9 protein-coding genes are annotated in these 12,855 nt (G+C 31.8%); 4 read left to right on the forward strand and 5 right to left on the reverse strand.

Annotated features, from left to right (window positions below; genetic code table 11):
• The first annotated feature begins 108 nt into the window (after positions 1-108).
• The gene (purF, locus tag B2Y85_RS00770) at positions 109-1,473 is read left to right on the forward strand and encodes an amidophosphoribosyltransferase (protein ID WP_372518562.1); all 1,365 of its coding nucleotides are present in this window, start codon (positions 109-111) and stop codon (positions 1,471-1,473) included.
• A 439-nt stretch (positions 1,474-1,912) separates the two neighbouring features.
• Here purF and B2Y85_RS00775 read toward each other — a convergent pair whose 3' ends face one another.
• The 5 genes from B2Y85_RS00775 to B2Y85_RS00795 are packed head-to-tail and all read right to left on the reverse strand — an operon-like array spanning position 1,913 to position 7,130.
• A complete protein-coding gene (locus tag B2Y85_RS00775; RefSeq protein WP_372518563.1) occupies positions 1,913-2,434 on the reverse strand; it encodes a GNAT family N-acetyltransferase in 522 nt (173 codons plus the stop codon).
• Positions 2,435-2,483: 49 nt separating this feature from the next.
• On the reverse strand, positions 2,484-3,953 hold the full coding sequence (locus B2Y85_RS00780) for a hypothetical protein (protein ID WP_372518564.1): 1,470 nt from the start codon (positions 3,951-3,953) through the stop codon (positions 2,484-2,486).
• A 4-nt stretch (positions 3,954-3,957) separates the two neighbouring features.
• Positions 3,958-5,928 (reverse strand): MFS transporter, encoded by a 1,971-nt coding sequence (locus tag B2Y85_RS00785; RefSeq protein ID WP_372518565.1) that lies wholly within the window; start codon positions 5,926-5,928, stop codon positions 3,958-3,960.
• A gap of 11 nt (positions 5,929-5,939) precedes the next feature.
• Complete coding sequence (locus tag B2Y85_RS00790; protein ID WP_372518566.1) at positions 5,940-6,512, reverse strand: DUF3793 family protein; 573 nt, start codon at positions 6,510-6,512, stop codon at positions 5,940-5,942.
• Between the two features lie 6 nt (positions 6,513-6,518).
• Entirely contained in the window at positions 6,519-7,130 is a 612-nt protein-coding gene (locus B2Y85_RS00795) for a class I SAM-dependent methyltransferase (RefSeq protein WP_372518567.1), read from the reverse strand.
• Between the two features lie 469 nt (positions 7,131-7,599).
• On the opposite strand from B2Y85_RS00795, the gene B2Y85_RS00800 reads away from it, so the two are divergent.
• The 3 genes from B2Y85_RS00800 to carB all read left to right on the forward strand — a co-directional run bounded on the left by B2Y85_RS00800 (position 7,600) and on the right by carB (position 12,853).
• Positions 7,600-8,193 carry an ANTAR domain-containing response regulator gene (locus tag B2Y85_RS00800; RefSeq protein WP_372518568.1) on the forward strand — a complete coding sequence of 198 codons (594 nt, stop codon included), beginning with the start codon at positions 7,600-7,602 and terminating at the stop codon, positions 8,191-8,193.
• A 19-nt stretch (positions 8,194-8,212) separates the two neighbouring features.
• Positions 8,213-9,340, forward strand: coding sequence for a glutamine-hydrolyzing carbamoyl-phosphate synthase small subunit (gene carA, locus B2Y85_RS00805; RefSeq protein ID WP_372518569.1), 1,128 nt, complete (start codon positions 8,213-8,215; stop codon positions 9,338-9,340).
• A gap of 228 nt (positions 9,341-9,568) precedes the next feature.
• A complete protein-coding gene (carB, locus tag B2Y85_RS00810) occupies positions 9,569-12,853 on the forward strand; it encodes a carbamoyl-phosphate synthase (glutamine-hydrolyzing) large subunit (protein ID WP_372518570.1) in 3,285 nt (1,094 codons plus the stop codon).
• The last annotated feature ends 2 nt before the right edge of the window (positions 12,854-12,855 follow it).

The following is a 12,855-nucleotide window of genomic DNA, read 5'->3' on the forward strand; positions in this document are numbered from 1 at the left end:
GTGACTGCGGTGTACAAAAAGAAAGCGGTAGCGGTTGGTACATAAGGGAGCCAAATACAAAGGTGCAGTTTAAAATATGCGGTCATCATTTCTTTGGAGGAAAAAGATATGTGTGGAATATTCGGAATAGAAAACAACGAAACAGCCTCAATGTTTACATTTGTAGGTCTTTTAACATTACAGCATAGAGGAGAAGAGTCTGCAGGAATAACATCTAACAATGACGGCATAAACTACATTACACATAAATCTATGGGACTTGTATCACAAATATTTAAAGAAAAAATATTAAATACATTAACCGGTAAAGTTTGTATAGGTCATGTAAGATATTCCACTCATTCCGAAAGTACATTATTAAATGCTCAACCTTTTGTTTTTAATTGTATTCATGGTAACATTGCCGTTGCTCATAACGGAAACATCACAAATTGTGAAACAATAAAAAAAGAACTTGCACAAAGCGGTTCAATTTTTAACCATACATCCGATACCGAAATAGTTGCACATTTAGTTGCAAAAAGTAAGGGCTTTTCCGCAGGAGACCTTATAAAAAATTCGGTATCAAAGTTGGAAGGAGCGTACTCGTTAATATTTATTATCGGTAATAAACTTGTAGGTGTCAGAGATCCGTTTGGTTTCAGGCCTCTTGTTTTGGGAAAGAACGGAGATTCTTATATACTTGCATCGGAAACATCGGCAATAGATGCTGCAGGGGGAAGTTTTATAAGAAATGTTAATCCGGGTGAAGTTATTGTAATGGAAAACGGTAAAATTACAGAAGATATTTATCTTGATAAAAAAGAGAAAGAAAAATTTTGTATTTTTGAACAAGTATATTTTTCAAGACCGGACAGTGTGTTATGTAACAAAAGTGTTAAAAATGCACGTGTGCAAATGGGAAAATATCTTGCAAAACAAATGAAAGATATAAAAGCGGATATTATTGTTCCTGTTCCCGACACGGGAATATTTTCGGCACAAGGTTTTTCCGAAGAGTCCGGAATAAAATTTCAAACCGGTTTTATAAGAAACCATTATGTAGGCAGAAGTTTTATAAAACCGTCACAAAAAATGAGAGAAGTAACGGCAAGATTAAAATTATTTCCTATAAAAGATGTTATTGACGGTAAAAGAATTGTTCTTATAGACGATTCGTTGGTAAGGGGAACAACGGCACAAAAAATTGTTAAAATTTTAAGAGATGTAGGAGCAAAAGAAATTCATTTTGCATTGTCCTGCCCGCCGGTGATATCGCCTTGTTTTTATGGTATAGATACACCAAACAAAGATAAACTTATTTCTGCAATGAAAAGTAACGAAGAAATAAAAGAATTTTTAAATGTTGACAGTTTAACATTCCTTGATATTAACAATATGAAAAAAGCTTGTTGTACCGATGAACATGATACTACTAAATTTTGTTGTGCCTGTTTTGACGGGATATATCCTTCTAAAATTACTGACAAGTAATTTTAGATACACTTTAATGGCGACCTTAATATTTTGGTTATAATTTTGCAACTAACTCAATCGAGTATGCCCTTACGGGATCCATATACACTTCATTCGTTAGTTGCTTCATTCTAACCTAAAATCTTAAGGCCTTAAAAACAAATGACAAACAGTAAAAACTCAGAAACTCTTGTTTTGCCAAGCAACGACAAAGTTGTTATTGTTGACAAAAAAGGTGGAATTAAAAATAGTTGTTTTGTTGTTGTTTGGTATTCAAAGAATTTAAAGATTTTCTTTTTTTTTCTTTGTCGTTATGCTGTTAAAGAATAAATAGTTTGAAACGAACTGAAGTATTTTAAAATTGCGGTGTACATAAGTGAAACGGTACATAAGATTTTAAAATACAAAAGTGTAGTTCAAAATATTTATTTGATATGATATTTTAAAAAAAAGCAATCTAATCCCAAGTCCAAAATTTTCTTAATTCCGCTACGATGTTATCCCAGTCTTGCATGGTAAAAACAGCATCACCCATAATCATTATTGTCATTTCAAGATTGTCGTATTTTCTGTAAAGATTTGTATCTCGAAAGCCGTTACGAAGGTAAAAAGCATGACGGCGTTTTCTTTGCTCTATATTATCGCATTCTTGTTTAGGAGATTCCATGTCAAGAACACAGGTTTTTCCTTTATATTTTTCTATTAGAGCACTAAGTATTTTTTGTCCTTTACCTTGACCTCTTAATTCCGGTACTACCGCAAAATACCAATACCAATTGAACGGCTCATGCGGAAAGACAATGGTAAAACCGACGAATTTATCATCTTCGTAATATGCCGTAAAATCAAGACGCATTTTATCTATAAGACGAATTAAATCGTCCCAAGGAATTTGTTCGTTTTCAGGGAATGCCGTTTGATAAAGCGATTTTAATTGCTCGTCATCAGCATTTGTTTTTGTTATTTGTTTTGTTTTCATAATTATTTATTATCTATAAAATTTGTGAATTTTTCAAGAGGTTATATTTTTATTTGGTTGTGAAATTGTAAGAACCTATATCTAAAATCAGTTGTTTATAAATATTATTGTCATTACCGTTTGCATTCGGAAAAATTACAATATATTTTTTACCGTTTTCATTAAATAAATCTAACAGGGTTTTATGGAATCCGCCTATAACTAAAATATTTGTCGTGCCTTCTTCTATTAATTCGTTTATGTTATTAAAAAAAATAGAATCTCTTTTGATATTGTTGTTATAATAATTTGAAAGCTCTTCATTGTTTAATATTTCAATCAGTTCATCTTTGTTTTTTATAAAATCCGTATTGTTTAATGTTTCAATAAATTTATTTTTGTTTTTTGAAAAATTATCAAAACTATAAAAATCTATATTCAATTTCGTATATTTTTCCGTTAAAAAAATCATTTGATTAATAAAAGCTATATCCTTTTGTTGCTTTGTTTGAAAAATTTTATCTAAAGTTTCATTATAAAAATTTTCTTCTTCGTCTAAATATTTGTTTATGTTGAAAATTCTTACAAGATTATATTTTTGTTCCAATATATCTATATAAGAAAAATATTCGTTTTCTTTTTGACTTAAAAATTTGTTAACGAATTTATAAGAAATTATAAGATTTTCTTCAATGTTTTTTGTTTTACAGTCTTTAATAAACTTTTCATAAACATTGAACGGTGCATAGTTTTTCATTTTTTGAACAAGATAACCGAAATCTTTTGAAAAGTTTTTTTGATAAGGTTCAAGTTTTATATTACAATTTGTAATATTTATAAAATTATGAATTTCCGAATATTTGTTTATGTCTATGGAATATGTGTCTATAATATTAAGTAAAAGTTTACAATGTTTTTCAGGTTCAATATTTGTTCTGTTAAAAAACAAATACTCGAAATCCGACATATCTTTAGAATAAAATCTTTTTTTTAATTTCTTTAAATCTTTTTTTGCTTTTTCCAACCTTATGGAAAAAAAATTTTCATTTCTTATAAGCATATATGCTTGTTTCAATGTTTCCATATATGTTACGGAATCTTCTATTCCGTAAAGTTCCGTATTTGTTATATAACAAAAATATTCCGTTCCGCTTACCAAACCTTCATTTAACATTTTATTTAACAGCTTTTCTCTGGTATTTTTGTCTATATCCGTAATTGCCGAAGAGTTTACTTTACCTTTAGACGCACCTTCCACCAATATTTTATCAATATCGATTTCGGATTTAATGTGCTTTATTATTGAATAAATGTTCTTCTGTGCAAAAGATTGAGAATGAATATCATTTATGATAATAATGTCGGGATTTTCTTCGTTGTTAATATTTGTTTCAAATACTTTACCGAACGAAGAAGGAATATTTTTTACAATTTTGTATAAATTTGTTTGGCCGTTATCAACAGAGTCCGCATATATAAAACCCGCAAAAGATAATATAAAAAAAAGAGTAATTGTATATGTTCTCAATTTAATCATCATATTATTAAGCAGAAGCAAGAAGAGTTCTCACCGCATTTAGGTTAATATCTTCGGGAATAAGTTGTTGTTCTTCTTTATTTCTGTTATCTCCGATAATAGGAATTATAGATAATATTGCAGGTCTTGTGAAGATAAAAGTAAACGGTTTTGGTATTTGTTGCCCGATAGAATAAATAACTTTTCCTGCGGTTTCTTTTACTTTTCCAAAATTGAAATGTCTTATTTTGTCTCCTGTTGCAACAAGGGAAATGAGAGTTGCAACGCCGGAAACGGCGATTGCAATAATACCTACAACCATGCTTTCCGTCATATTGCTTGCTAACATTCCGGCAGAAACAGCTTGAACTCCCGATGCGACAAGTATACCCATTATAGTCTTTAAAGCAAGCCATTGAGGTCTTGCTTTGTCCGGTAAGATATCGTGAACATCCATAATTTCCGATACGGAAGAAGCTCCGTAGAAGAAATTAACGGAAACAAACAATGTTATTAAAAACAACGGGTTTGCGGTCATTAAAAAACCTGCCGCAAGAGCAGCCATACCGGCAAAGAAGAACACTCTTGTAATAGGTTTTTGTAATACAGGGTTTAATTTTAAAGCGAATTTTTTTGAAATGGATTGTAAACCGTTTGCTACAAAATAAATTATTGCAAGATACAATTCCAACATTTGGTTGCTTGGTATTAATATACTCATTATAGGTTGTAAAAGTAATGTTGTTATTGCAAAGAACACACTGTTTACAAGTAAATTTGTAAGAACAAAAGAAAAAGTTTGTTTATCTTTTGCGACATCTTTTACCGGTGCAAAAATCTTTTGGATATAAGATTTTATCGCTTTAACACCTTTTTCGTTGGATTTCATTTCTCTGAAAGCCGCCGTTTCTTCGTCGTCATCTTCTATGGTGGTTTCTACAGCTTCTTTATGCGTTTTAAATAATGCTCCCGTTGTTACAAAAATGTCTATTGTTGCAGCCAAAATAACAACAATGTGTTGTCCCATTGCTTCAAAGCCCGTTCCTAAATGTGCAAACAGAACAACAAGGGCACCGCCTACAAGAGAAGAAAATGCCATTACAATAGAAAAGAAAGAATCGTTTGCACTATACTTCTTTTTTATTACTTCTCTGTCTTCACCCAATGCTTCCATGGAAGAATAGAAGAAAGGACACAAACTCACCGCAAGGCCTGCAACACCTATTGTAGGTAATATCTGTGAAAGAACGACAAATATCGTCGAATATGGAACTAATGCCAAAGAAATACTTCCCAAAGTGTGAACTATAAGAGAAACTACGACAATTGTTCTTTTAGAAACTTTAGATGTTATAAAACCTGTTATTGCGGACGAAGCAAAAGAGATTATACCCAAAGAAGCCGTTAAAGCGGTAAGAAACGCGGCGGTATAGCCGGAACCTATAATATATATCATTGCAAAAGCTTCTGCCAACTCAAAACCCAACATAAATTGTATGAAGGGGAAAAACTTTATATTTGATTCCATATTCTTTCTTATTCTTTCTTTACTGTTGGCTTTATCTTGTGCTTGTTGAATTTTCGCTTTTATTGAATCTCTGATTTTATAGAACAGCCCCTTTATGCTGAATTTTTTTGTTTTTGAAACAATTTCTTCAATGTTTACTTTATCATCCGGCTCATCATTTTTGTTGTTATTGTGAGTATCTTTCCATGTTTTAAGATATGTTTTAATAATTTGTTCTATATCTTTATCCGAAAAGTTCGGGTTGGTTTCTCTTAAGGTTTTTGCATATTCGGTAAGAAACATAACTATGTCGGCATCTATTAAGCCGGCAGATAAAGAATTTGAATTTATTTTAGTAATTTGTTCGGTAATATTATTTTGCGGAAATAATAATACAATATTTTGTGCTATTTGTGCCGCCGTTACATTTTGAGGAAGTAATGTAGTTAAAGAAAAAATTAAAGATAATGTTAATGATAAAATTTTTTTCATATAAACACCTTTTACGATGCCATAGCAAGTTTTTCTATAGAGTGACCGTTTTTATAAAGTTCGGTATATAACTCTTTACATTTTTTGTATATCGAAAAAACTTTTTCGTAGTGAATTTTATTTGAATAAACTTTCCACGTTCCGCAAGATATAAAATTTCTGCCTTTTTCTTTTATAAAAGCTTTAACGTCGTTTAAAGGATATCCTAAAAAAATTCCTATTTCGTGGGGAAAAATTTTATAGCAGATTAATTTGTTCTTTAAAACGGATAAATAATCTTTTAAATCTTTACAGTTTGAATAACCGTATTGTTTAAGGAATTCGTTTATAAGTTTTTCTTTTATCCTGTTTTCTAATTTTGTTTTTCTGTATGCAAAAATTAAATAATGAGTATCGGAACAAATAAAATTTTTTAAAATATTTATATATATATCTTTTTTATTTAAAGTATTATTTAACATATTTACTTTATAATAAAGGTCTCGGTAGTTCTCACATTTTACAGAAAACAAATTAGATGTTTTTATTCCCGCTAAAAGAGGTGCACAATGTTCTATAAAAATTTCTTCAAAAGAATTATTCATTTTAGCTTATGCTTTTACTCCCGTGATAAAATTATACATAGGTTTTTTTTGATGAGTTTCCGTTTGGATAAAACCTGCATTACGAAGCATAGTCAAAATTTGATCGGAAGAATAAGTGGTCATCCCTTCTACAATATTTGTCCACATGGAATCTTGATCGGCGGCTTCTACTATAATTGCGAATCTTCCGCCCGTTTTTAGCACACGATATACTTCTTTGAAACAACTTTGCAAATTCGGCCAAAAATATATTGTTTCTACTGCCGTTACAAGATCAAACTTTCCCGTTTCATAGGGTAACATTTCTGCAGAACCTTGATTAACAAATACTTGTTTATCAAGCATATCTATACAGTTATTTTTGCTTTTTGCTACACTTTCTTGTGAAATATCAATACCGTAAACTTGAGAGTCTTTACTATGTTTAAGCAATCTTTTAATGGTAGCTCCGCCGCCACAACCGATATCCAACATTGTCCATCTGTCTTGAAAATTTATGAGCTTAAGGCCCCAATTGGTAATCGGTGCATGGGATAAATTCATCATAGTTAACATTATTCGTCCCATTTTCCCTTTAGGATGTGCACAGTTGGTAAAAAACTTCTTAAATATTCCCATATCTTAATTCTCCAATATACCAATATAATTTTTTAAAGTTTGATTGTATTGATTTTATTAGTTTTATTTAAATTTCTTAGATTATTCTAACTTTTTAAAAATAAAAAGTCAAATGGTTTGTTTTTCTCTTATTAAAAATAAATTTCTTGATATATAAAACGATTAATCAAACAAACTTAAATTGTTATCTTTAATGATAAAACTTGTTTGATTATCTTCTTGAAAATAGGATAAAAAACGAAAAATGTTAAGTGTTTTTATAAATATTTTTTGTTTTTTTTATTGACACTAACAAAAAAAAAGAATATAATTGATAAAAACTAAATAAAGATATTGAGCAAAGGTGCTTAAAGCTAAAGTCTTTAAGCACCTTTATCTGTGAATAGACCAAAGTTCTTACAAAAGCACAATATCAAATTTGGTTTTAAACCTGTAAATTGTAATTTATAAGGTTTAAGGAGGTACCTTTATGAACGAAACAAATTTATTGTTGGTATGTTCACAAAAACAAGCAGAAGAATTAAAGGCACTTCTATCACTATCCGCAAATAATTTTGTAATTACACATATAGAAAAATCAGGAAACGAAGTTTTAAGAAAAGTTAATCAGGTTTTGCCTGATATTGTTATAACCGATTATGCTTTGGAAGATATGACCGGTTACGATCTTGCCGTAAAAATAGAAGAATTAAAAATATGTCCGACAATAATTCTTGCAAATTCTTTTCAGAGTGATAATATAGACGAGTTGAAAAAAGGTTCATTGGATATATTTTGTATAACAAAACCTGTAAATAAACAAGTTTTAATTCATACTGCCGAACTTGCCGTAAGATTATCTCATAAGTTTCGTGATATGGAACAGAAAGTTGTAAATCTTCAATATCAAATAGAAGAAAGAAAAAATGTTGACAGAGCAAGAGGCATATTAATGAAAAAATTTAATATGGACGAAGAGTCGGCTTATAACAATTTAAGAAAAAAAGCTATGGATTCGGGCAGAACAATAAACGATATAGCAAAGACAATAATTCAGTTATTCGAGAAGTTTAAAGAAGAATGATGTATTGCGGAGCAATTTTATGATAAACAATTTAAAAAGGAAAAAGGCGGTACTGGAACTTTCAAACGGGATGAAGTTTGAAGGTAAACTTATCGGTTATGATGCCGCTGTAAGCGGGGAAATGGTTTTTAATACCGGAATGCTCGGCTACAGCGAATCAATGTCGGATCCGTCTTATATAGGTCAAATTCTTGTTTTTAGTTTTTGCCTTATAGGAAATTACGGAGTTCCTAAATTAACAAACGACGATTTTTTAACGGCTCTCGGTCATGAAAGTTCATCCATAAAAACTCAAGGTATTATAGTTTCCGAAATATTCGACGAAAGTTATCATTACGGTAGTATGATACCTCTTGAACAGTGGATGATAGAACAAAAAGTTCCTGGAATTGCCGGTATAGATACAAGGTATTTGGTTCAAACAATAAGAAACACAAGAAACCTTTTCGGATGGATAGTTCCGGAAGGTTGTAAAAAAGAAAATACTATAAAGAAATTCCCTTTTATAGAAAATTTTAAAAAAGATGAATATATAGATCCTTCGAAATTTAATCTTATGCCGACGGTATCTGCAAAAGAAAGAAAAGTGTTCGGAACAGGCAGGAAAAAAGTTGCCGTTGTAGATTGCGGTGTAAAATGGAATATATTAAGAATGCTTGTAGACAGAGGTTGCCAAATTGAGTTGATACCTTGGGATACTGATTTTTCAACCGTTGAAGCAGACGGTTGGCTTATAAGTAACGGACCGGGCGATCCGAGAAATACAGGGGACCTTGTAGAAAGAGTAAAAGAGTTATTAAACGGTAATAAACCTGTTTTGGGTATTTGTTTGGGACATCAAATAATATCCCTTGCAAGCGGTGCAAAAATAAAGAAAATGCCTTACGGACACAGAAGTCATAACCAGCCGGTATTTATTATACCGGAACAAAAAGCATTTATGACGAGCCAAAACCACAGTTATACTGTGGATCCGTCAACAATTGCAAAAGATTGGTCTTTATGGTTTGAAAATGCAAACGATAAAGGTGTTGAAGGTATAAAACATAAAACAAAACCGTTTATGTCGGTACAGTTTCATCCCGAAGCATCAAGCGGACCTAACGATACCGCTTGGATACTTACGGAATTTATAAACAAGTTATAAAATTGCCAAAGGCAATTTTGAGGTATAGAGGAATAGAAGTATAGAGTATGGAGGGAAAGAGGTATAGAGGTATAAAGGCAAAACAAAGTTGCGAATGCAATATAGTTATTTAGTGCAATTAGTCCGTTTCTATACATCCAAACAACCTTCCGGTCATCAAAATTCCGTAGAATTTTTACTCCATACTTCCATACTTCCATACATCAAAAATTTTCGGAGAAAATTTTTATGATACTAAATTTTTTGAAAACCAAAGGAAATAAAAAACAAAAAGTAATTCTGCTCGGTTCCGGAGCATTATCTATAGGTCAAGCCGGAGAATTTGATTATTCCGGTTCACAAGCCGTAAAAGCTTTACAGGAAGAAAATCTTGAAGTTATAGTAGTAAATCCAAACATAGCTTCCGTTCAAACAAACAAAGATATCGATAAAAAAGTTTATCTGTATCCTGTAACACCGTTTTGGGTTACAAAAGTTATAGAAAAAGAAAAACCTGTAGGAATAATATCTAGTTTCGGCGGACAAACCGCACTTAACTGTGTTATAGATCTTTATAAAAGCGGAGTTTTACAAAAATACGGAGTTGAAGTTTTGGGAACATCCGTAAATTCTCTTGAAATGTCGGAAAACAGAGATTTGTTTGCCGCGAAGATGAAAGAAATAAATGTTCCTATTCCTGCAAGTAAAGCAGTATCTACCGTTAAAGAAGCATTAAAAGTTGCAGAAGAAATAGGTTATCCGGTAATAACAAGATCAGCATTTGCTTTAGGCGGACTCGGCAGCGGTCTTGCGGAAAACAAAGAAAAACTTGAACAACTCGCATCTGCGGCATTGATGAGCGTTCCTCAAATTTTAATAGAAAAATCATTATACGGTTGGAAAGAAATAGAATATGAAGTAATGAGAGACAGACAGGGAAATTGTATAACCATTTGTAATATGGAAAATTTTGACCCGATGGGAATACATACCGGCGATTCGATAGTTGTTGCTCCGTGCCAAACGATAGATAACATAGAAAACAATATGTTAAGAGATACCGCAATAAAAATTGTTCATAATATAGGTGTAATAGGGGAATGTAATGTTCAGTTTGCATTAAGCCCTTACACAAAAGAATTTTATGTAATAGAAATAAATGCAAGACTTTCGAGATCGTCGGCGCTTGCATCAAAAGCTACGGGATATCCTATAGCATACATTGCCGCAAAAGTTGTGTCGGGGTTTAATTTGCTTGAGCTTAAAAACCCGGTAACACAAACAACTTCCGCATTTTATGAACCGTCGTTGGATTATGTGACATTGAAGGTTCCGAGATGGGACTTAACAAAGTTTACCGGTGTATCAAAACTTTTGGGAACACAAATGAAATCCGTCGGTGAAGTTATGGCTATCGGCAGAAACTTTTGTGAAATAACACAAAAAGCCATAAGAATGGTAAACGAAAACGATGAAGGATTAACTGTAGGTATATTTAAAAATGCAACTAAAAAAGAACTTGAATACGAAATAGCAAACCCTACAAATTTAAGATTGTTTGCAATATATGAAGCATTTAAAAGAGGTTATTCCATAGATAAAATTGCAGACCTGTCAAAAATTTCAAAATGGTTTTTAGCACATGTAAAACATCTTGCCGATACCGAAAATGAGCTTGTTGAGTTAATAAAAAAGAGTAAAACAAAAACAGTTTACGATACATTTAATAATTTAGGTAAAGAATATATAAGAAATTTAAAAAAACTCGGTTTTTCCGACTATCAATTGGTTAAATTTTTCCTTACCGTAAAAGAACCCGGCAAAAAGCATACACAGAAAGAAATAAAAAAACTTTCACTTGAAATAAGAAAATTAAGAAAGAAATTAAATATAGTTCCCGTAGTAAAACAAATAGATACGACATCCGCCGAATATCCTACAAGTTCAAACTATTTGTATTTATCTTACGACGGAACACACAACGATATAGAATTAACAAAGAAAAATTCAGGTATTATAACTCTTGGCAGCGGAAGTTACAGAATCGGCAGCAGTTGCGAGTTTGATTGGTGTTCCGTAATGACAAGTAAATATTTCAAAACAAAAAGAGCAGACAGTATAATTATTAATTGTAATCCTGAAACCGTATCGACGGATTTTTCAACTTCCAACAGACTGTATTTTGAAGAGCTTTCTTTTGAAAGAGTGTTGGATATTGTAGATATGGAAAAACCGAAAGGTGTTATAGCTTGTATGGGCGGACAAAATCCCAACAACCTTATACCGTCGTTAAATGATGCCAAAGTTAAAATTTTGGGACACAGCGCAAAAACCGTAGATATGGCGGAAGACAGGAACAAATTTTCCGCACTGCTCGATAAAATGGGTATAGATCAACCGGAATGGATATCGGCAACATCAAGAAAAGAAATAGACGAGTTTATTAACAGAGTAGGTTATCCTGTTCTTATAAGACCGAGTTTTGTGTTGTCGGGAACACTTATGAATGTTGCCGGAGATGAAAAGAGTTTGGATTATTTCCTTTCGTTAACAAAAGATATTTCGGATGATTACCCGGTAGTAATTTCCAAGTTTATTCTTGATGCTAAAGAAGTTGAATGTGACGGAGTTGCAAAAAACGGGGAAGTAATAATTTCGTTGGTAAGCGAACATGTTGAAAACGCGGGTATTCACAGCGGCGATGCTACACTTGTGTTTCCTCCGGAAAAACTTTATGTAAAAACAGTTAACACAATAAAAGATATTGTCAGAAAAATAGCAAAAGGTTTAAATCTTAACGGACCTTTCAATATTCAGTTTATTGCAAAAGATAACGATGTTAAAGTTATAGAATGTAATTCAAGAGCGTCAAGGTCGTTCCCTTTTATTTCAAAAGTTTCGGGGAAAAACCTTGCGGAAATATCCTGTAAAGTTATGAACAACGAAAAGATAAGTAAAATAATGATAGACGAAAGCGAAATTCCTTTTGTGGGAATGAAAGCATCGATGTTCAGTTATCAAAGGCTCGACGGTGCAGACCCTGTAACAGGTGTGGAAATGGGTTCAACCGGTGAAGTCGGTTGCTTGGGAAAAGATTTTAATCAGGCAATGATATTGTCACTCGAAGCAACACAAATAAAAAAACCGGTTAAAGGAATATTGGTAAGTTCCGGCAGAGAAAGAGATAAAATAAAGTTTATGGAAGTTGTGGAAAATTTATATAAGTTAAATGTGCCTGTATATGCAACAACTGGAACAGCAAACTATTTAAGATCAAGAGGCTATAATGTTCATATGGTTAACTGGACGGAAAACCCCAAAGCCATAGATATTATAAAAGACGGCAAAGTTGATTTTGTAATAAATATACATAAAACATTTGATATTACGGAAAGAAAGGAAAATGCAACAATAAGAAAAGCTGCAATTAAGTGCGGTTGCTCTTTGCTTACAAATATGGAAAAAGTTATTGCATATTTAAAATCTCTTGATGAGTACGATAAACTTCAAGATATAGAGTGTATCAGTTTATAAAA

The organism is Candidatus Ruminimicrobiellum ovillum (assembly GCF_002392975.1).
Taxonomy (GTDB): Bacteria; Elusimicrobiota; Endomicrobiia; order Endomicrobiales; family Endomicrobiaceae; genus Ruminimicrobiellum; species Ruminimicrobiellum ovillum.

Excerpts from the sequence above, each read along its gene's own strand:
- purF (WP_372518562.1), top strand. The coding sequence starts at position 109 with ATGTGTGGAATATTCGGAATAGAAAACAACGAAACAGCCTCAATGTTT.
- B2Y85_RS00775 (WP_372518563.1), bottom strand. The coding sequence starts at position 2,434 with ATGAAAACAAAACAAATAACAAAAACAAATGCTGATGACGAGCAATTA.
- B2Y85_RS00780 (WP_372518564.1), bottom strand. The coding sequence starts at position 3,953 with ATGATGATTAAATTGAGAACATATACAATTACTCTTTTTTTTATATTA.
- B2Y85_RS00785 (WP_372518565.1), bottom strand. The coding sequence starts at position 5,928 with ATGAAAAAAATTTTATCATTAACATTATCTTTAATTTTTTCTTTAACT.
- B2Y85_RS00790 (WP_372518566.1), bottom strand. The coding sequence starts at position 6,512 with ATGAATAATTCTTTTGAAGAAATTTTTATAGAACATTGTGCACCTCTT.
- B2Y85_RS00795 (WP_372518567.1), bottom strand. The coding sequence starts at position 7,130 with ATGGGAATATTTAAGAAGTTTTTTACCAACTGTGCACATCCTAAAGGG.
- B2Y85_RS00800 (WP_372518568.1), top strand. The coding sequence starts at position 7,600 with ATGAACGAAACAAATTTATTGTTGGTATGTTCACAAAAACAAGCAGAA.
- carA (WP_372518569.1), top strand. The coding sequence starts at position 8,213 with ATGATAAACAATTTAAAAAGGAAAAAGGCGGTACTGGAACTTTCAAAC.
- carB (WP_372518570.1), top strand. The coding sequence starts at position 9,569 with ATGATACTAAATTTTTTGAAAACCAAAGGAAATAAAAAACAAAAAGTA.